This is a genomic window from Rathayibacter sp. AY1E3 (assembly GCF_002932235.1).
Taxonomy (GTDB): domain Bacteria; phylum Actinomycetota; class Actinomycetes; order Actinomycetales; family Microbacteriaceae; genus Rathayibacter.
Window position 1 is genome coordinate 151,361 of sequence record NZ_PSVN01000008.1, and the last position, 20,345, is coordinate 171,705.

Sequence of the window (20,345 nt, forward strand, 5' to 3'; positions counted from 1 at the left end):
CCCGACCCGCCCCTCCGGCGGAGCACGCGACCTCAGCAGGCCTTGGACGCGCGGTAGGTGTTGCGTCCCGCCGCCACGAACAGCGCGTCGAGGACTCGGGCCTTGCCCGGCGCCACGGAGTAGCAGCTGCCGTCGAAGTCGGCGATGATGTCGGCCTTGCGCTCGACCGTGCTCGACCCGCAGTTGCGGAAGACGAGAGCGCGCTGGCGCAGGACGCCCTCGGGTCCGAGGGTGGCGCCGGTGGCCACCTCCTGGGCTCCGCACGCGTAGTTCCCGGCGCTCACGTACTGTCCGTTCGCGACCTCGGCCGCGGAGGCGGGCGTCGCGACAGCGACGACGCCGACGGAGGCGATGGCGCCCGTGAGGGCGAGGGTGGCAAGAGTTCGTCGAAGAGTCATGGTCGTTTCTCCTTCTGCTTCTCGGTCCCTTCACGCTGGCACCGGTCCGCCGACGAGCGCGAGGAACCTGGGAGCCTTCACACCGGGGGGCCAGACCGGTGCGGGGAAGTGCTCCCGAACGGAGCGAAAGGGTCGGAACCGGTGGGGCGGGCGATCAGGAACGGGCCTCTCCTTCGCTTCCGGAGCGCCTCGATCCGCCGCCGAGGCGGTCGCCGAGCCGTGGATCGTTCCGCCCCTGCGGCGTCGTCCCTCCGCCGTCTCGCGACTGGCGCGCATCGACGGGTCGTCCGGCCGGTCCTCCGGCTAGCGTTGCAGGCACACCCCCCCCCCGCCGACCCGGACCGCTCCGCCGACCTCGTCGGTTCGCGGTCCCTGCACGAGGAGCCCCCGTGTCCCCCGACGATTCAGCAGTACCCCCCTCTCGAACTCCCGGCCTCCGGCGGCGCGCCGTCATCGGCGGCGCCCTCACGGGTGCTCTCGCTCTGGGCGCGGCGACGCTCCCGGCCGCCTCCGCCTCCGCCTCCCCCGTGCCCGGCCTGCCCGGGGAGAGGACCCGCACGATCAACGTGAGGACGAAGAACCGCGGCGTGCTCTACGACGTCCTCACGGTCTCGATCGCGGGCGACCTCGCGCGGATCTTCGTGCCGCAGACGGTGAAGCCGCGGCAGGCCGCGGCGGTACCGGTGATCTGGTTCATCCACTCCGCGCAGGCCGACCACACCTCGCTGTCCAGCGTCTTCGCGTACCCGGCCGAGCTCGCCGTCGAGCGGGGCGCCATCGCGATCTGCCAGACGCTCGGCGGAACGATCTGGACCAACGACACCGCGCAGAAGCACCAGCGGAACGGCTACGCCTACCTCTCCGGCCAGTTCCCGATCGCCGCGAGCTACCTCTGGGCGATGTCGGCCGGCGGTGCGCTCGCCTGCGAGGACTACGGCGCGCGGGTCTTCCCCGGCATCAACGGCGTCTACCTGGTCAACGGCGTCTACGACCTCCGCGACACCCACGACCGCACGACGCGGGGCCGCTTCTCGATCGGCGGTGCCTTCGGCGGCAGCACCGCTCAGATCGACTCCCACAACCCGAAGCGGCTGCCCGCCTCCGCCTGGGCCGGCGCGAACATCCGCGCGGTGGTGTCCGACACGGCCCACCCTGACCCGAGCGTGCCGCCGGCACTGCACGGGCTCGCCCTCGTGAAGAAGGCGACGGCCACGGCCAGGGAGGCGACCGTCCGGACGCACGCGCTCGGCCACAACGCACCGTCGTGGGTGAACCAGGACGGCATCGACGCGATCTTCCGCTGGCACGCCGGGCTGGCCGCCGCGCCGGCGCCGTCGGCGACGCCGACCCCGACGAAGACCCCCGTCGTCCGCCCGTCCACCGCGGGCCGCTGGGACTTCGACCAGGCGGACGCCCCGTACGCGGGAAGGTCGGGGTCCCCGTTCCGACCCCGCTGAGCGGTCAGGAGGCGACGGCGTCCCTCGGGATGCGCTGACCGTCACATGCGCTCGGCGCGGCGATCGGCGCAGCTGCGCGGGCCCGCCGCGGGACCGGGCGAGCACCCCTCCGCGGAGCTTCGCAGCGCCCTCTTCCGGACAGGGCCGCTAGAGGACATTGTCAGCGGCGGGACGGCCGTGCCACGGTTCGAGGACGGCCGATGGGGGCCGTCCCGATCGAAGGCAGCACATGCGCTCCAGCACCGTCCCTCGTCCGCCCGCCGTCCAGGACGGCACGTCGCAGCCGCGGGATCCAGGAGCGGCGCGGCGGCTCCGGCGGGGTCTGCTCGGGTTGACCGTGGCCGTCGCGCTCCTCGTCGGCACCGCCGTTCCTCTCGCGGCGGTCGCCGCTCCGTCCGCCCCTGTCCTCGGGGTGGCGGCCTGGGGAAGCGGCACCGACGGGAAGACCACGGTCCCGGCCGGGGTCGAGGGCGTCCTCTCCCTCGCCGCGGGCCGGACCCACAGCCTCGCCGCGAACGGCCACGGCGGGGTCGTCGCCTGGGGCCGCGGGTCGTACGGGCAGACCAGCGTCCCCGACGGTCTCACGGGGGTCGTCGCGGTCTCCGCCGGCGACTACAGCAGCCATGCGCTGAAGAGCGACGGGACCGTCGTCTCCTGGGGCTACGACGGCGACGGGCAGGTCTCGAGGAGTGCCGCGCTGACCGGGATCGTCGCGATCTCGTCCTCCCGCGACAACAGCCTCGCGCTCGGCAACGACGGCACCGTCACGTCGTGGGGCAGCAACGGGCTGGGCGAGGGCCTGGTCCCGGCCGGCCTCGGAGGCGTCACGGCCATCGCCGCGGGCCAGCGCCACAGCCTCGCCGTGTCCGGCGGGAGGGTGATCGCCTGGGGCTGGGACCTCTACGGGCAGACCGACGTCCCCGCGGGGCTCGAGGGCGTGGTGGCCGTCGCGGCGGGAGAGACCCACAGCCTCGCGCTGAAGGAGGACGGCACCGTCGTCGCCTGGGGCGCGAGCTCCGACTCGGTCGTCGTCGACTACGGCCAGACCACGGTGCCGGAAGGCCTGTCCGGGGTCGTGGCGATCGCCGCCGCGTCCGACTACAGCCTCGCGCTCAAGGGCGACGGCACGATCGTCGGCTGGGGCCGGAGCTCGGCCGGGCAGCTGCAGTCCCCCGCCGGCCTCGCCGGCACGACGGGTCTCGCAGCCGGACCCGATCACGTGCTCGCCCGGGGCCCGCGTCCGGTCCTGACGGCGGATGCTCCTCCCGCGTCCGGGCCGCTCGGAGCGGCCGCCTCGTACACCTTCGCGGCCGACCGCCCCGCCTCGTTCGCGATCGCCTCCGGCTCACTCCCCGACGGCCTGACCCTCAGCGCGTCCGGGCTCCTCTCCGGCACGCCGACGACCGCGGGCACGTCCACCTTCGCCGTCTCCGCGCGGAACCCCTTCGGCGCCACCGTCGGGGCCCCGCACACGTTCGCCGTGGCGGAGACGACGGTCGCGCCGACCCTGGCCGGCGACCCGCCCGCCGCGATGGTGGGCACCCCGTACGACTTCGACTACAGCGTGACGGGCACACCGGCGCCGACGGTCTCGCTCGTCTCCGGAACGCTCCCCGCCGGCCTGAGCCTCGATGATCGTGGCGGCCTGACCGGGACGCCGACGACCGCCGGCCGCTCCACCTTCACCCTGCGGGCTTCAAACGCTGCGGGGAGCGCGGAGACCACCAGCACCGTCGTCGTCTCCCCCGCCGCCGCTGCACCGGCGATCTCCGGCACCCCCGGGCCGGGCGTCGTCGGCACCCCCTACGACTTCGGCTACACCGTCTCCGGCTTCCCCGCGCCGTCGGTGGCCGTCTCCTCCGGTGCGCTCCCGTCCGGCCTCACCCTGACTCCGGCCGGGCGCCTGACCGGGACTCCGTCCGCGCCGGGCACCTTCACGTTCACGCTGGCGGCCCGCGCCGGCACCGCCTCCGCGGAGACCACCAGCACCGTCACCGTCTCGTCGCCGACGGTCGCGCCGACCCTCTCCGGGACGGTCGCGGCCGGCGTCGTCGGCTCGGCCTACGACTTCCGCTACGCGGTGAGCGGCACGCCCGCTCCGTCGGTCTCCCTGGTCTCCGGCGCACTGCCCGCCGGACTCACCCTCGACGCGACCGGGCGCCTCTCCGGGACGCCGACCACGGCCGGGACCACCACCTTCAGCATCCAGGCCGCGAACTCGGCGGGCACGGCTCGGGCGACGAGCACGCTGACGGTCTCGCCGAAGCAGGTCGCGACGAAGGCCGATCTGCGCGTCGACCTCTCCGGGCCGGCCTCGGCGGTGAAGGGGAGGACGCTCACCTACACCCTCATCACGACGAACGCCGGTCCGGCTGCGTCTGGGTCGGTCTTCTCGCAGGTCGTCCTGCCCGCGGGTGTGCAGTTCGTCTCGGCGACAGGCTCGTACACCAGGGTCGGGAACGTCGTGGGGTTCCAGCGGGCCGGCCTGGCGGACGGGCGGACCGTGTCGGAGAAGATCACGGTGAGGGCGGCCGTCTCGGGCACGGCGACCGCGCTGGCGGCGGCGTTCTCGACGAAGACGCCCGACCCGTCCATCCGCAGCAACGCGGACACGGCGAGCACGACGATCCGCTGACCGCGGGAGCGTGACGGCGGGCGGTCCCTCGCGGGCCGCCCGCCGTTCTCGATGCGGGAGCGTCGAGGTCCGCCGCGTCCGCGCCTCGTCTTCGACCGCTAGCCGGCCCGAGGGCGGTAGAAGCGCACGACCGGGAGGGCAGCCGTCGGAGCCTCGCGCACGACGATCTCGAGGCGCTGGATCAGGGCCGGGACGGTCGGCGTGGTCTCGAGCCGGCACTCGAGCTCTCCGTCGCGGCCCGGCAGGAGGAAGGCCGCCTGCGCCGCGGAGGCGCTCCAGAGCAGCCGCTCCACCAGCGGCCTCGCGGTCGGGTCCTCGGCGAGCCCGCCGATCTCCGCGATCGCCGTGGCGAGGCGGCGGGCGCGCACGTCGGCCGGCACATCGCTCAGCAGGTTGGGGCTGAACAGGGCGCCGCTGCCCGGCTCCCCCGCCCGGGTGAGGTCTCCCGCGACGATCGCGGCCTCGACGGCGGCGGCCGCGGCGAGCGTCCACGGGAGGAGGGTGATGGTCCGCGCCGGAGGAGCGGTGTCCTCGAGGGCGGCGCGGAGGAGTCCCGTCGCGGCGGCGGCGAGCTTCGCCCCGTTCGCGGTCGCGAAGACCACGGCCCCCAGGCCCGACTCCAGATGCCACCGCATGTTCGACGACCAGCCCGGCAGGCCGCCGGAGTGGTGGGCGATCCCGCCGAAGCGGACGTCGTGCTCGACGACGAGGCCGAACCCGTACGCGGAGCCGTCGAGCGTGCTCTCGACGGCGCGAGGGCTCAGCGCGGGGACCGGCGTCCAGCCGCGCTGCATCTCGCGGCGGGAGGCACGGCTCAGCACCGGGTCGTCGTCCGCGCCGTCCTCGCCCTCGAACGCGGAGGAGAGCCAGCCGCTCCAGCGGGCGATGTCGCCGACCGTGCTGAACATGCTCGCGGCGCAGGCGCCCGCTCCGGTGCCGGTCACGGGGCGGGGCACCCAGGTCGCTCCGTCGTCGAAGGTGCTGAAGCCGGCCGCCAGGTCGGTGCCGTCGGGGTAGTCGCCGCTGTCGTAGCGGGTGTCGTGGAGGCCGAGCGGCTCGAGGATCGTCCGCGTCGCGAAGGACGGGAAGTCCTCCCCGGTCACGTTCTCGACGAGCACGCCGAGCAGCCAGAAGCCGATGTTCGAGTACTGGTAGACCTCACCCGGCCGCTCCGTGAAGGTCAGCCCGCGGCCGACGACCTCGAGGAACTCCTCCCGCGTCAGAGCCATGACGTCGTCGGCCCAGCCGTTGTCCTCCGGGAGACCCGAGCAGTTGCTGAGGAGCATCCTGACCGTCACGGGCAGCGGTCGGCCCGCGGAGTCGAGCGGGTCGGTGAACTCCGGCACGTGGTCGGCGACGCGGTCGTCGAGGCGGAGCAGCCCGCGGTCGCGCAGGATCAGCACCGCCGCCGCCTCGAAGCTCTTCGACATGGAGGCGATGCGGTGCACGGTCCCGGGCCCGGGAGCGGCCCCGTCGAGGCGGTGCTCGCCGCGGCCGTGGTGGACAAGGAGCCCGCTGCGGTCGAACAGGGCCCAGCTCACCGAGGGGGCCGGCGGCGCCTTCTCGTCGAACCACCGGGCCAGCCGGTCCTGGAGCGGCGGGGAGAGGAGCGTCGGCGGAGGGAGCGTCATGCCCTCATCCTCCCGCACGCGGCACAGGCCGCCGCGGTCCCGCGGGTCACCGCGGGAGGACGCCGTCGGGGCTCAGCCAGTCCGGGCGGCTCCCCTCGACCGCGTCCAGGACGTCCTCCTGCGTGCCGGTAGCTGTTCTCCGCGGCGACGATGATCCGGTCGTCGACGGGAGCGGAGGGACCCGCCGTGCATCCGGCGAGCATCCCGATCAGCAGCACTTCCCCGGCGATGCGCGCCCGTCCGCTCACCGTCGAGCGTCGCGGCGACGGCCGCTCCGGCGGGCTGACGGGTCCCGGCGAGAGCCCGGAGCGACCGCCGTCACCTGCGAGCCGGACGAGGAACTTCTCAGGTCCTCTTGCGTGTCGCAGGCGCGGAACCTAGTTTTGTCGAACCGGTTCGAAGCACTGTTGCTCCGACCTCGGACCGACGCCCGCCGTCGTCCGGCCGGCTGTCCCCACAGAAAGTGACCAGCGTGACAACGATGTCCTCCCCGAGGCGCGGCACCCGCTCCCTCGCCCTCGCGCTGAGTGCCGCGACACTCGCCGCCCTCGCCGTCGCTCTCCCGAGCGCCGAGTCCGCCTCCGCGGCCGACACCTCCGTCCCCGCCGACGCGCTCATCCTCCAGTACGACTTCGAGCAGGGGCAGGTGTCCGGATCCACGGTCGCCGACCTCTCGTCGAAGAAGCTCGACGGCACCGTCGTCAACAGCGCGAGAGCGACGTACGTCGCGGGTCGGAAGGCCGGTACGACCGCGATCGACCTTCCCGGGGGCGCGGCGGACTCGACCTCCGCGCCGTACCTGACCGTGCCGAACGGGCTCTTCCAGGGCGTGACGCAGACCACCGTCTCCGCCTGGACGAAGTGGTCCGGCACCGGAGGCTTCCAGTGGCTGTGGTGCCTGGGCATCAGCCCCGACGCCGCGTCGGCCTTCGCTCCGTCGTTCGACGGCGGCAGCGCCCGCGCGATCATCAAGCAGCTGAAGGACGGCGGCGAGACCGGTGTCTCCAGCTCCTCGCCGCTGCAGAAGGACCAGTGGGTCAACGTCACCGCGACGATGGACGGCACGACCGTGACCCTGTACCTCAACGGTCTGCAGGTCGCGACGGCTCCCGCCTCCGTCGATCTCGCGAAGCAGCTCTACTCCGCCTCCGCCTCCAAGAGCGGCAACATCGGCCGGGCGCTCTGGAACGTGCACCCCTACTTCGATGGAGCGATCGACGACTTCCGCGTCTACGACCGGGCTCTGACCGCCGCTCAGGTCCGGGGTCTGGCGGGGGACGCCGCGCCGGCCGTCACCGGCGTTCTCTCGACGAGCGTCGCGGTCACCACCGGCATCGGCGTCGCGCCGGCCCTGCCGGGGGTCCCCGCCACCTACTCCGACGGCGTGAACCGCGACGCCCCGGTCACCTGGGAGAGCGTCCCCGCCTCCGCGTACGCGAAGCGCGGCACCTTCACCGTGAAGGGCACCGTCACCGGCCTCGGCACCGCGGTCACGGCGACCGTCACGGTGCGCGCACTCGACGAGATGACCATCGACCTCGGCACGAGCACCGGGGAGTTCATGGGCGGCGCGTCCGGCACCCTCTACGGGGTCTACGGCGAGGGCCTCCCCTCCGACAACCTCCTCGAGGGGATCGACCTGCGCACGGTCTCGACCAAGGCGCAGGACGGGCCGCAGCATCCGGGCGCCGACGCGCTCAGCGTCGCGAAGGCCGTCGCCGACACCTCGGACGGCGACACCTACATCTACATGACGGACATCTACCGCGGCTTCCCCTACGAGTGGCCGGGCAGCACTCCCCAGGAGAAGCTGGCCGACTACCAGGCGAAGATCGCCACGCAGGTCGACCAGGTGCTCGCGCTCCCCGAGGAGTACCAGGACAACATCGTGTTCGTGCCGTTCAACGAGCCCGAGGGCAACATGTTCGGCAACGGGAAGTGGAGCTACGACGGGAAGAGCTGGCTGGAGGACCCGACCGCGTTCTTCGCGGCCTGGGACAGCACCTACGCGCTGATCCGCGACAGGATGCCCGACGCCCGCATCGCCGGACCGAACACCAGCGTCCTCTACGACCAGGTCCGCGGGTTCATGACCCACACGCTCGAGCAGGACACCGTCCCCGACGTGATGACCTGGCACGAGCTGAGCGCCCCGGGTGAGATCCGCACCAACGTCGACCGCTTCCGGGCCTGGGAGGACGAGCTGTACGCGGGCACGTCCTACGCCGGGAAGCACCTGCCGGTGAACCTCAACGAGTACGCCTTCAACTACCACACCTCCGTGCCCGGCCAGATGGTCCAGTGGATCAGCGCGCTCGAGGACAAGAAGGTCGACGGCGACATCGCCTACTGGAACATCGACGGCAACCTCTCCGACTCCGCGGTGCAGGCCAACCGCGCCAACGGCCAGTGGTGGCTCCTCAACGCCTACGCCTCGATGACCGGCGACACCGTCGCGGTCACGCCGCCCAAGCCCGGCCAGAGCTACACCCTCCAGGGCGTCGCGACCCTCGACACCGCGGCCAAGCAGGCGAGAGCCCTCTTCGGAGGCGTCGGCGGCTCGCAGAAGGTCGCGTTCGAGCGCATCCCGGCCGCCACCTTCGGCTCGAAGGTCCACGTGGAGGTCAGCGAGATCCGCTGGACCGGCCAGGTCGGCGACTCGGGAGCCCCGCAGACGGTCAAGGAGTTCGACGCGTCCGTCGTGGACGGCGCCCTCTCGCTGGACTTCGGCGGATCCCTCCCCGCGCTCGACATCGACTCCGCCTACGAAGTCGTCCTGACCCCGGGCGCCAACGCGTCGTCGCCGTCCGCCTCGCCCGTCGACTTCCGCCAGAAGTACGAGGCCGAGGACGCCCGCTACACCGGATCGCGGAACCTCAACGGACCCGAGGGCTCGCCGACCAACGTCGGCGGCTTCTACACCTCGGGCGGACGCAACGTGGGCGGGATCCGCACCGGCGGTGACCTGAAGCTCGACTTCGCGGTCACCGTCCCGAAGGACGGCGAGTACGACCTCAGCGTCTTCGCCAACTCCCTCAACACCTACGCCGCCAACGCCCAGCAGGGTCCGATCAACGCGTTCCTGAGCGTCGACGGCGCTGCGGAGCAGGAGATCCTCCTTCCGCTGGCCTACAAGTTCGTGGTCTGGGACCACGCGGACACGAAGGTGAAGCTGACCGCCGGCACCCACACGATCTCGCTCGCCGCGAAGAACCTCGCCGGCACGAAGTCGACCGTGGGCGACGCGATCGTCGACAAGATCGAGCTCTCCCTCCCCAGCGCGGCCGCCACGACCTCGATCCACGAGGCCGAGACCGGCACGCTCGAGAACGGCGCGACGGCCGACTACTCCCGCGCCGGGGTCTCCGGATCGGGCACGGCGACGCTCACCAGCGGCGCCTCCACCACCGTCTGGGGCTACTCCGCGAAGGACGCGCCGTCCTCCGTGACGGTGGACACCCTGGGCGGCGGCACCGGCGACCTCTACGTCAACGACGTGAAGGTCGGGCCGGTGGGCGCGAGCTCGACCCGCCAGGTCTTCCTCTCGGGCGGCGTGAACAAGATCGAGGTCGTCGGCACGAGCGGCACGCTCCTCGTCGATCGGATCGTCGTCGGAGCGAGCGCGAACCCGCCCTCGACGACGAGCTACGAGGCGGAGGCGGCCACGATCACCGGCCCCGCCACGGTCCGCGACCTGTCCTTCGCGTCGGGCGGCAAGGCCGTCGGGAACATCGGCGGCGGACGCGACGGCGACTCGACCCTGACCTTCGGCGACGTGAAGGCCGAGCAGGACGGGACCTACGCGCTCACGCTGCGCTACTCCAACGAGGAGCAGTCCCCCGCGACGCACTACAACCCCGACCCGCTCGCCCGCCACGCGGACATCACGGTCAACGGAGTGACGCAGCGCGTGCTCTTCCCGCACACGTTCCACCAGAACCAGCTGTGGGACCTGAGCGTGCCGGTCACGCTCAGGAAGGGCTCGAACACCATCGCGATCACCTCGAAGGAGCTCCCGGGGTTCGACGGGACGACCTACCTCTCCGACACCTTCCCCGGCGTCCTGCTCACCTCGCAGTACGCGCCCAACATCGACAGGATCTCGGTCACGCCCTTCGTCGGGCGGACCACGGGCCTGACGGTGAGCGGCACGGCGGCCTCGCGCTGCACCGCGGGGAAGGTCACGATCACGGGGACGGCGACCAACACCAGCGCGGTCGCCGCTGACATCACGATCGGCTCGGCCTGGGGCACGAAGACCTTCACCGGGGTCGCTCCCGGCAAGACGGTCTCAGCCGCCTTCAGCACCCGCGCTGCGAGCGTCGGAGCCGGCGCTCTCGACGTGCGGATCGCGGGGACGGTCGACGGCGCTGCCGCGAGCGGATCCACGGCACCGGCCTACGGTGCGGCGCGCTGCGGCTGATCCGTCCAGAACGCCCTGACGCGGCCGGGCACCTCGTGCGCCCGGCCGCGTCGGCGTGTCGTCGGGACCGGACGTTCCCCGACGGGGACGGCCGCGCCGTGGACGAGCAGAGCGCCGGAGCCGCAGCGTCCGGTCCTCGCTCCGGGGACGCGGCGCCCGAGTTGCGTGCGCCGCGCCGCACTGCCACTCTCGACACGGTTCGAGCGGGGGTGGAGATGGCCACGATCGGAGACGTCGCGAAAGCGGCAGGGGTCTCTCGCAGCACTGTGTCGTACGTCCTCTCCGGCAAGCGCAGCATCTCCGCCGAGACGCGCAAGCGCATCGAGGACGCGATCGCCGAGCTCGACTTCACGGTCAACGCCGGAGCACGGGCGCTCGCGACGCGCCGCACCATGGCGCTCGGCCTGCTCGTCCACTTCGACCCGGACGAGTTCGCGCCCGCGATGGTCGAGTACGTGCTCCCCATCACGGCCCGCGCCCGCGAGCTCGGCTACGACGTGCTGCTGGCCACCGAGGCCGACGGGGCGGCTGCCGTCCGCCGACTCACGCGCTCCGGCCAGGTCGACGGACTGATCCTCCTGAGCGTCGCGGACGACGACGACCGGCTGCCCGTCCTGCGCGCCTCGCGGCGGCCCGGTGCCGCCCTCGGCGTGCCCGCGGACGCCTCCGGGGTGGACGTCTTCGACCTCGACTTCGGCGACGCGGCCCGCCTGCTGATCGAGCACCTGGGCGCCCTCGGGCATCGGAGCATCGGTCTCGTCACCCCTCCTGCGCGCGTCTTCGACCGCGGAGGGACCTACGGGCTCCGGTTCCGCGAGTCGGCTCTCGAGACCGCCGGTCGGCTCGGGATCGAGCTGGTGATGCGCCCGGCCGCCACCGCCGCCGACGCCGTCGAGCCGATGATCACGGCGTTCCTCGACGACAACCCCGGACTCACGGCGCTGGTCGTCCACAGCGACCGGACCATCGCGATGCTTCCCGCGATCCTGGGCCGACGCGCTGTCGCCGTGCCCGGGCAGCTGTCCGTCGTGAGCCTGTACTCGGCCGAGTTCGCCCGCGACTTCTCGCTCCCCTACAGCTACGTCGAGACGGGTGCCGCCGAGCTCGGCGCGCACCTGGTCGACACGCTCGTCGAGCGGATCGAGCAGCCGTCCCGCGGCGAGGAGCCGTCGATCCGCCTCCTGCCCGCGCGTCTCGTCGACCGCGGGAGCGCCCGCGCGGTCTGAGGACCGCTCCGGAGCCCCTAGGCCCGGTCAGAATCGCGAGGCGACCTCGTAGAGGACCTCGTCGTCGCCCGCGTAGACGCCGTCGCGCCGCGGCCAGTGCGCGATCACGTCCGTGAAGCCGAGCTCCTCCGCCCGGCCGGCCATGTCCTCGAACCGGGCGACGCTCTCGAGGGAGTAGTCGCCCCCGGAGTCGAGCGAGAGGTGGCGCTCGACGGTGCGCGGGTCGCGCCCGGCCGCCTCGAGCGCCGCATCGAGCCGCCGGGAGAGGGACGCGACCGCCCGCCACCACTCCTCGCTCGACACTCCCTCCGGGCCGGTCGTGACCCAGCCCTGCCCGCGCTCGGCGACGAGCGCGAGGCCCTTCGGCCCGTTCGCGGCGAGGACGAACGGGACGCGGGGGCGCTGCACGGGCTCGCCCACCATCCGCGCCGAGCGGGCGGTGAACCACTCCCCCTCGAGGTCCACTCCGCCCGAGCCGGGCTCCTCGAAGCGCAGCAGCGCGTCAAGGGCCGTGACGAACTCGGTGAAGCGCTCGTGCCGCTGCCGGGGCGAGTAGTCGGGCTGCCCGAGCACGCGCGCGTCGAAGCCCGTGCCGCCCGAGCCGACCCCGAGGATCGTCCGACCGCCCGAGATCTCGTCCAGCGTCGCGATCTCCTTCGCGAACGGCACCGGGTGGCGGAAGTTCGGGGAGGCCACGAACGTGCCCAGGCGGAGCGTCTCGGTCACCATCGCGGCAGCGGTGAGGGTGGGGACGGTCGCGTGCCACGGCTGGTCGGCGAGGGAGCGCCAGGAGAGGTGGTCGTAGGTCCACGCGTGGTCGAAGCCCAGGCCCTCGGCCGACTGCCACTTCCGGCGGGCCTCGGCCCACGGGTCCTGCGGGAGGATGACGATGCCGTGTCGCATCGTCCGAGTGTACGAGCGCCGTCGGGTCAGAGCGCGGCGGGCGGCACCGGGGGCGGATCGGGCACCTCGTCCACGACCGAGCGCGGGACCATCAGGGTCGGCATCCGCACGCGCAGGCGCAGCGGTTCCCGCTCCGACGCGCCGAGCAGCTCGCGGGCGGCGCTCCGCACCTGCCGCGCCAGCGCCGGGTGCACGGCCCCCGGATCCTCGAACGCGGCGACCAGCTCGCGCAGCACTCGGGTGGTGCTCCGCGGGTCGCCGTCCTGCCTGGGCATCGGATCGGCCCCTCACTCTCGGCACGGCCGTCAGGGTCCCGGCGGTGCAGCGGATGTCTCGCGCCGACGGTAGGGCCGGGACGGCGCCGTGGCACTGAGGTTGACAACGGGAGGACCCGGCCGATCGCGGTGCGCGGGGTGCGATCCGCGCGAGGGCGGTCCTGCTGGGGATCGACGGCCACCGCCGGGAGAACCCGCTTCCCACGATCGCGCCCGTCCGGTCGCGGCTGCTCTCGGGGCGTGATCACGACGACGGAGCGGGTGGACGACTGGGTCGAGGGCTGGTGCCGGGCACGCGGCGTGCAGCGCGTCCGCGAGGACGGGGCATGGCTGGTCGATGTCGGAGCGGAGTCGCGCACGCGGGAGCGGATCCTGGTCGATCCGTCGCCCTCCGCGCTGCAGGCGGGCGCCGAGCGGGTGGCCGGGCCCCAGGAGTGGCTGACGGTCATCGGCCTGGGCGAAGACGCCCGCCTCGCGCCCGCCGCCGGGCTGGAGCTCGTCGCGGGCGACGAGAGCCTGATGGCGGCGCTCCTCGGCCCGGGCCGCACCGCCGAGGGTGCCCTGCTCGCGGGAGCCGTGCTCGAGGCCGCCGACGGAGTGGCGAGCGTCCGGCTGCTGGTCGACGGAGTCGTCGCCGCTCAGGGCACCGCCGCCGTGCACGGGACGGTCGCGGTCCTGGACCGGATCGAGACCGATGCACGGTTCCGCAGACGCGGGCTGGGACGGCGGGTCGTCGACGCCCTCACCGCCTGGGCCCGGTCCGAGGGTGCACGGAGCGGTCTCCTCGTCGCCAGCACGGACGGCCGCCCCCTCTACCTCACCCTCGGCTGGGAGGTGGTCGCGCCGGTGCGCATCTGGCGCGGGGCCGCACTCCGAGATCCGGGACAGGGCTGCGCGGCCGCCGGGCGATGATCCCCCGCCGTACGGCCCTCCGGGAGCGCACGTCCGCCTGGGTACGGAATCCCGCGCAACGGATACAGGCGGCGGAGAACGGCGAAGCAGCCGTGAAGCGGCCGCCCGCCGATCTGTATTCAGCCGATAACACCACCCTCGAAAGAGGGACGCCCGCTATCGCTCGAACGGCCTTGTCCGAGAAGCGGATCATCCGCTTCTCGGACTCGTGTCACCGCCCTCGGGTCGTCACCCGAGAGCGCCCTTCTCGGCCGAGTAGAGCTGCTTCACCTGCTCCGCGGTCAGCGCCCGGTCCCACACCCGCAGTCGGGCGAGGGAGCCGGCGAAGCGGTTGATCATCGTGCCGTCCCGGCCGACCGCTCCGACCACGAAGTCGCCGGGAGCCGCGTTGAGGCCGTCGGAGTAGACGTAGGGGTTCTTGGCGTAGGTCGCGCCGAGCTTGTCGGTGTACACCGGGTACGCGGTGGCGGCGCCGTCGAGGTACGAGACCGCGACTGCGCCGTCGTACGTCCCGACGTGCAGCTGCCACACGCCGCGCGTGATCCGGCGGGGCTCCACCGAGTAGTCGCGCGAGTACGGGTAGCCGGGCGTCGGCCCGCCGAGCTTCGAGACGTGCATGCACACGCGCTCCCAGCCGCCGTACTCGGGGAGGTTGTTGAACAGCGCGTAGGAGCGCAGCGGCCCGACCGTCGACTCCTCCCAGACGCCCGCGATGCAGGCGCCGTCCGCGGCGGAGTTGAGCACCCACACCGCGATCGTCACCTGGCCGGTCGAGGCGCCCAGGTTGAGCGGGCCGACCTCGTCCTTGGGGACGACCAGGTGGTCCGTCGTCCCGTTGAGGGCGACTCCGGTGCCGAACGGCGTGGCGACGGCGCGGGCGGAGGAGCCCGCGCCCTGCCGGAGCGCCGGAGCGCCCGCGACGGCCGAGGCGAAGGGGGCGGCGCTCTCGGCGAAGGACCACTCCGCGATCGGCGTGGGCACGGTGACCGTGGGGACCGGAGCGGCGTCGCCGACCACGAACGCGTCGAGGATCAGGTTGGTGCCGCTCGAGGCCGGGTTGCGGCCGCTCCCGCGGCGGATGGTCACCGTGTGCGGCCCGGCCGCGAGCTGTCCGCTGCTCCAGACCGTCTGCTTCGACCGCGTCGCGGCGCTGTAGCGGTCGACGGACGCGACCTTGACTCCGTCGAGCTCGACCTCGTTGATGCCGGACGAGCCGGTGAGGCGGCTGATCCAGCTCACGCTGGTGCCCGTGAAGGCGAGGGTGGCGGAGGCGCCCGCGGTGGTCGAGTAGGCGATGCTGCCGCCGCTGTCCGTGCTCGCCTTCAACGTCGACCAGGTGCCGGTCGTGACGATCGGGGCGGCGCCGTTCTCGTAGGTGCCCGCTCCGGGCAGCGTCGTCGCCGGCGGAGGCGTCGCGTCGCCGACCACGAAGGAGTCGAGCAGCAGGTTGGTCCCGGTCGAGGCCGGATTGCGGCCGCTCCCCCGGCGGATCGTCAGCGTGTGCGGCCCGGCGGCGAGCTGTCCGCTGCTCCACACCGTCTGCTTCGAGCGGGTGGACGCGCTGTAGCGGTCGACGGAGGCGACCTTCACACCGTCGAGCTCGACGTCGTTGATCCCGGAGGACGACGTGAGTCGGCTGATCCAGGCGATGCTCGTGCCGGTGAAGGCGAGCGTCGCGGAGGCGCCGGAGCTGGTCGAGTAGGCGATGCTCCCGCCGCTGTCCGCGGTGGCCTTCAGCGTCGTCCAGGTGCCGGTGGTGACGATCTGCGCGGCGCCGTTCTCGTAGGTGCCCGCGCCGGGCAGCGTGGACACGGGCGGCGTCTCGGGCTCGGGCTCCGTCTGCGGCACGGGGCCCTCGGCGATCCAGCGCTGGAAGGTGTCGAGCATCTCCTTGTTGGTGAAGCTCGGGACCTTGTGCCCGTCGGTGCCCTCCCCCGGGTGGGTGCGGACCGTCGCCTCCTTCGCCAGGGGCAGGGCCGCGGCGTGGAGGGCGGCGCCGTGCAGGGCGAACGGCACGACCTTGTCGTCGGGCGATCCGGTGATCCTCAGCCGCGCACCGCGCCACACCGACGCGGGCAGCCGCGCCGGGTTGGTGGCGGCGATGGCCGCGGCGTCGGCGTACTCGGGGCCGATCCGGTCCGGTTCGCTCGCCGCCCGCTCCTCCATGTCGTAGGAGCTGTTGCAGAGGTACGCGCCCCGGATGTTCGGCACCATCCGCTTCCCGTAGGCCCAGGTCAGAAGCGGCCCGCCCCCGGAGTCGGAGCGCAGGAGGCTCGCGTCGATCCGCCACACCGACGAGGCCCAGGCGACGACAGCGGCCTGGATCTCGATCGCTCGCGGGCTCGACCAGATGCTGCCGCCGTAGGTCGGGCAGATGCTGACGATGCCGCGGTCCACGGCGAGGTCGGCCGAGTACGCGAAGGCGCTCGAGAGCGCCGTGTGGGTGCCGTTGCGGGCGTGGTAGTACCAGAGCATCGATGCGCCCCTGGTCTGCGACGGAGGCGTCGCGTGCGGCACGAACAGGCGCGCCCGGTCCCCCGCGACGACGACGTCGATGATCTCGTAGCGCTTCCCGCCCGTCTTCGACGTGGCGGTGGACAGGCGCGAGACCTCGCCGGGCAGTCGGGGCACCGCGGTGAGGTCGCCGGCCGCGAGGGCCGGCGTCGCGAAGGCGATCGCGCCCGCGCCGGCGACGGATCCGGCGAGGATCGTGCGGCGGGAGAGAGCGGAGAGGGCCTTGACGCCCGATCGGGAGCCGGTGCGGGAGGAGTCGGCGGAGTCGCCGACGGCAGTGTCCTGAGGAGTCACGGAAGAGAGAGCCTTTCCGATCGTCACCGTTCCGGGTACACCGATCGAAAGAGGAGGAGAAGGCGTTCAGTGAACGAGCGGCAGCGCTCGCGCTACTGATGCGGATCACCTTCTCCTCGAGAAGGAAAGGGAAGCCGGATCAGGCTAACAGAGGGGATGAGAAGGGGTTCAGTATTTCTACCCACCGTTTTATCGACCGGAGGAGAATGGGCGAGGAATCGCTTATCCGGCCGCTTATCGTCCCTTTTCCGGTGACACGACGCGTGCTGGACACCGCCGTCTGGCAGGATGCCCCCGTGTCGGAGACGGGTCGGCTGCAGCGGGGCGGCGCCCTCCCCGTGCTCCTCGTGTTCCTCCGCCTCGGGCTGACCTCGTTCGGCGGGCCGATCGCGCACCTCGGCTACTTTCGCGAGGAGTTCGTGGTGCGCCGCGGCTGGCTGACCGATCGCGCGTACGCCGACCTCGTCGCGCTGTGCCAGTTCCTCCCCGGACCCGCGTCCAGCCAGGTCGGGATGGCGGTCGGCCTGCAGCGCGCGGGACTCGCCGGACTGGTCGCCGCGTGGTGCGGATTCACGCTCCCCTCGGCGATCGCCCTGGTCCTCGTCGCCGGGCTCGTCGCCGGTACGGGCGATGTCGCCTCCGCCGGCTGGCTCCTGGGCCTCCAGGCGGCGGCGGCCGCGGTCGTCGCACAGGCCGTGCTCGGGATGGCGCGCTCGCTCGCACCGGACCGCCGACGCGCGACGATCGCCGGTGCGGCGGCCGTCGCCGTGCTCCTCGCCCCGGAGCCCGCGCTGCAAGTGGCGGTGATCGCGGCGGCGGGCCTGGCCGGCGTCCTGTGGCTCCGCCGTGAGGAGGCGGCTCCAGACGACGGCCCGGGCTTCGCGGTCCGAATCCCGACGGCGCTCGCGGTCTCGGCGCTCGCCCTCTGGGGACTCCTCCTGGCCGGCCTCCCCCTGCTGGACGCTCTCACGGGCGAGGGAGCGGCGGGTCTCGCCTCCGTCTTCTACCGCGCGGGCGCTCTGGTGTTCGGGGGCGGCCACGTCGTGCTGCCTCTGCTGGAGGCGCAGACGGTCGGCGCCGGCACGGTCGGGCAGAGCGAGTTCCTGGCCGGATACGGGGCGGCGCAGGCGGTGCCCGGCCCGCTCTTCACCTTCTCCGCGTTCCTCGGCGCGGTGGGCGCCGGGACGCCGGACGGTGTCGCGGGGGCGGCGATCGCGCTGGTCGCGATCTTCCTGCCGGGCGCTCTGCTCGTGGTCGGCGTGCTCCCGTTCTGGCAGCGGCTGCGGCACCTGCCGGTCGCGCAGAGGGCGCTGGCCGGCGTGAACGCCGGCGTGGTGGGACTGCTCGGCGGCGCCCTCTACGACCCGGTGCTGACCGAGGGCATCGGCTCGACCGGCGCTCTGGCGCTCGCGATCGGCGCCTTCGTGGCGCTGACGCGCTGGACCGTGCCCCCGTGGGTCGTCGTCCTCGCCGCCGCGGGCCTCGGCGCCCTGCTCCTCTGACTCCCTCCGGGGACGACGATCCGGACCAGCCCTGGCAGTCTGGACGCATGAGGGCTCGGGGGACGACAGCGGCAGTGGCGACGACGGCAGCGGCGGGGCTCCTGCTGCTGGGCGGGTGCACCGCCGGCGGCGGGGCCGAGGCGGGCGCCACGGCGTCCGCGCCCGCCTCGCGGACGCCGAGACCCGCCATCACCGACCTGATCACTCCGAGCCCGACCCCCTCCGCTCCGGCGACCGCCGAGCCGGTCGGAATCGTCGTCGACGCCGGGCCGGTCGGCGAGGGAGTCCCCGCCACCGTCTCGGGCACCGGCCCGGCCGACGTGTCGTTCCAGCGGCAGGGCGAGTTCGCGGTCGTCCTGAGCCTGGACTGCTCGGCCTGCACCGGCACGGCGATCGTCACCGCCGCGGGCCGGATGACGCCCTTCGGCGAGGCCGCCGCCCCGATGACGGGGTCGTTCCTGACCGGGATCTTCCGCGACGACCCCGTCGAGCAGCAGGTGATCGTCCGAGCCGACGGGCCGTGGACGCTCGGCCTGCAGAGCTGGAACGACCTCGCGACGGTGAGCGGTGCACAGTCCGGCACCGGCCCGGCCGTCCTGTTCTTCTCCGACGACGTCCCGCGCGTGACGGTCGACTACACGCCCGCGGGTCCGGACGACTCGTTCTCCGGCCGCGTGTTCACGACCTCCGATCAGCCGCAGCTGTTCGGCGACTCCGTCGCCTTCTCCGAGGTGTTCGAGGCCGACCTGCCCGGCGTCATGGCCGTCCAGACCGAGGGGACCTGGACCGTCACGCCGACGCCCTGACCCGGGGTCGCGACGCGCCGGCCGCGGAGTCGGGGAACGGGCGCCCCTCGGCCCAGACCCGCTGCACGCGGAGCGACGCGTCGAGCAGGACGACGTCGGCGCGGTACCCGGGGGCCAGCAGGCCGAGGTCGCCCCGGCCGAGCACGCGGGCGGGAACGGCGGTGAGGGCGGCGACGGACGCCTGCAGCCCGAGCCGGCCGGGCCCGACGGCCCGCCGCAGGGCCTCCTCCTGCGTGAGCGTGGATCCGGCGAGCACAGCGGTGCCCGCGAGCCGGGCGACTCCGCCGAGCACCTCGACGTCGAGCGGGCCGAGGCGGTGCACTCCGTCACCCGCCCCGGCCGCCGCCATCGCGTCGGTGACGAGCGCGATCCGCCCGGGAGCCGCCGCGAACGCGAGCCGCACCACCTCGACGTCCACGTGCCGGCCGTCGAGGATCAGCTCGAGCGCGACCCGCTCGTCCCCCAGGGCCACCGGGATCGGGCCCGGGGAGCGGTGGCCGATCCCGGGCATGGCGTTGAACGCGTGCGTGACCAGCCGGGCTCCGCGGTCGAACGCTGCCCGCGCCTGGTCGGCGTCCGCCTCGGTGTGGCCCACCGCGACCACCGTGCCGGCGCCGGCGAGCCGCTCCACCGCGGCGAGGGCTCCCGGCAGCTCGGGCGCGAGCGTGATCTGCGCGAGGCGTCCGCGGGCGGCGTCCAGCAGCCGGCCGACCGCGCCGGAGGAGGGGTGCACGAGAGCCGCGGGGTCGTGCGCTCCCCTGCGCGAGGGCGCGAGGAACGGGCCCTCGAGGTGCGCGCCGAGCACGAGCGGGTCGGTGGCCGCGAGGGCCGAGACCGCGTCCAGAGAGGACTCCAGCTGCTCCAGCGGCGCCGAGACCAGGCTGACCAGCGAGCGCGTGGTGCCACGGGAGCGGTGCAGCGCGAGGCCCGCGCGGATCGCCTCCGCTCCTCCGTCGAAGCCGTGACCGCCCCCTCCGTGCACATGGAGGTCGAGGAAGCCCGGGACAGCGGTGAGGCCCCGCGCGTCGTGCAGCTCCGCCCCCTCCGCCTGCGCCTGCCAGCCGGTGCCGGTGCCGGTCGCCGTGATCGCGCCGTCCCGCGCGAGGAGCCAGTGGTCCTCCACCGTCCCGGCCGCGTCGACCTTCCGTGCGCTGTGGATGATCAGCGCGGCGTGCGCCATGCGGTCGTCTCCTGGGTGTCGGTTCCGGATCGGCGGGGACTCCGCCCCCTCCCGACGATGGCACAGCCCTCGCCGGTCGCGCCGGTCCGACACCGATCACTGCGCCACCCCGAACGCATTCCGCGCCTCCGCGTCACGAACAGGGACCTCGCGCGTCTCCTGTGCATGCCTCCCCTGGACACCCGAACC

13 protein-coding genes are annotated in these 20,345 nt (G+C 73.5%); 7 read left to right on the forward strand and 6 right to left on the reverse strand.

Translation table 11 applies throughout. From position 1 onward, the window contains the following. Positions 1 to 32: 32 nt before the first annotated feature. Positions 33 to 398: a hypothetical protein gene (locus C5C53_RS08930; RefSeq protein WP_104222056.1), complete on the reverse strand. Its 366-nt coding sequence runs from the start codon at positions 396 to 398 to the stop codon at positions 33 to 35. A gap of 389 nt (positions 399 to 787) precedes the next feature. On the opposite strand from C5C53_RS08930, the gene C5C53_RS08935 reads away from it, so the two are divergent. After that, a complete protein-coding gene (locus tag C5C53_RS08935) occupies positions 788 to 1,855 on the forward strand; it encodes a hypothetical protein (RefSeq protein WP_104267350.1) in 1,068 nt (355 codons plus the stop codon). Between the two features lie 337 nt (positions 1,856 to 2,192). Further along, positions 2,193 to 4,490, forward strand: a complete 2,298-nt coding sequence (locus C5C53_RS08940) for a putative Ig domain-containing protein (protein ID WP_181127738.1) — start codon at positions 2,193 to 2,195, stop codon at positions 4,488 to 4,490. A gap of 98 nt (positions 4,491 to 4,588) precedes the next feature. Here the strand turns inward: C5C53_RS08940 and C5C53_RS08945 are convergent, their stop codons facing one another. Continuing rightward, positions 4,589 to 6,121 carry a serine hydrolase gene (locus tag C5C53_RS08945; RefSeq protein ID WP_104267352.1) on the reverse strand — a complete coding sequence of 511 codons (1,533 nt, stop codon included), beginning with the start codon at positions 6,119 to 6,121 and terminating at the stop codon, positions 4,589 to 4,591. A gap of 481 nt (positions 6,122 to 6,602) precedes the next feature. On the opposite strand from C5C53_RS08945, the gene C5C53_RS08950 reads away from it, so the two are divergent. Continuing rightward, positions 6,603 to 10,544 (forward strand): LamG-like jellyroll fold domain-containing protein, encoded by a 3,942-nt coding sequence (locus C5C53_RS08950; RefSeq protein WP_104267353.1) that lies wholly within the window; start codon positions 6,603 to 6,605, stop codon positions 10,542 to 10,544. A gap of 215 nt (positions 10,545 to 10,759) precedes the next feature. Then, positions 10,760 to 11,770 carry a LacI family DNA-binding transcriptional regulator gene (locus tag C5C53_RS08955; RefSeq protein ID WP_104267363.1) on the forward strand — a complete coding sequence of 337 codons (1,011 nt, stop codon included), beginning with the start codon at positions 10,760 to 10,762 and terminating at the stop codon, positions 11,768 to 11,770. A 27-nt stretch (positions 11,771 to 11,797) separates the two neighbouring features. Here the strand turns inward: C5C53_RS08955 and C5C53_RS08960 are convergent, their stop codons facing one another. Both C5C53_RS08960 and C5C53_RS08965 read right to left on the reverse strand, forming a co-directional pair. Then, positions 11,798 to 12,673 (reverse strand): LLM class flavin-dependent oxidoreductase, encoded by an 876-nt coding sequence (locus C5C53_RS08960; protein ID WP_104257531.1) that lies wholly within the window; start codon positions 12,671 to 12,673, stop codon positions 11,798 to 11,800. Positions 12,674 to 12,699: 26 nt separating this feature from the next. After that, positions 12,700 to 12,948, reverse strand: a complete 249-nt coding sequence (locus C5C53_RS08965; protein WP_146078454.1) for a hypothetical protein — start codon at positions 12,946 to 12,948, stop codon at positions 12,700 to 12,702. A gap of 240 nt (positions 12,949 to 13,188) precedes the next feature. Here C5C53_RS08965 and C5C53_RS17300 point away from each other — a divergent pair, with 240 nt between their 5' ends. Beyond that, entirely contained in the window at positions 13,189 to 13,860 is a 672-nt protein-coding gene (locus C5C53_RS17300; protein WP_219813969.1) for a GNAT family N-acetyltransferase, read from the forward strand. 228 nt (positions 13,861 to 14,088) lie between these two features. On the opposite strand, the gene C5C53_RS08975 is transcribed toward C5C53_RS17300, so the two are convergent. After that, entirely contained in the window at positions 14,089 to 16,668 is a 2,580-nt protein-coding gene (locus C5C53_RS08975; protein WP_104267354.1) for a LamG-like jellyroll fold domain-containing protein, read from the reverse strand. 296 nt (positions 16,669 to 16,964) lie between these two features. Here C5C53_RS08975 and chrA point away from each other — a divergent pair, with 296 nt between their 5' ends. Next, on the forward strand, positions 16,965 to 18,170 hold the full coding sequence (gene chrA / locus C5C53_RS08980) for a chromate efflux transporter (protein WP_258075401.1): 1,206 nt from the start codon (positions 16,965 to 16,967) through the stop codon (positions 18,168 to 18,170). Between the two features lie 74 nt (positions 18,171 to 18,244). After that, positions 18,245 to 18,976, forward strand: a complete 732-nt coding sequence (locus tag C5C53_RS08985) for a hypothetical protein (protein WP_104267356.1) — start codon at positions 18,245 to 18,247, stop codon at positions 18,974 to 18,976. Here the strand turns inward: C5C53_RS08985 and C5C53_RS08990 are convergent. Then, complete coding sequence (locus tag C5C53_RS08990; RefSeq protein ID WP_104267357.1) at positions 18,960 to 20,156, reverse strand: N-acetylglucosamine-6-phosphate deacetylase; 1,197 nt, start codon at positions 20,154 to 20,156, stop codon at positions 18,960 to 18,962. The two genes, C5C53_RS08985 and C5C53_RS08990, sit on opposite strands and share 17 nt — an antisense overlap. Between the last annotated feature and the right edge of the window lie 189 nt (positions 20,157 to 20,345).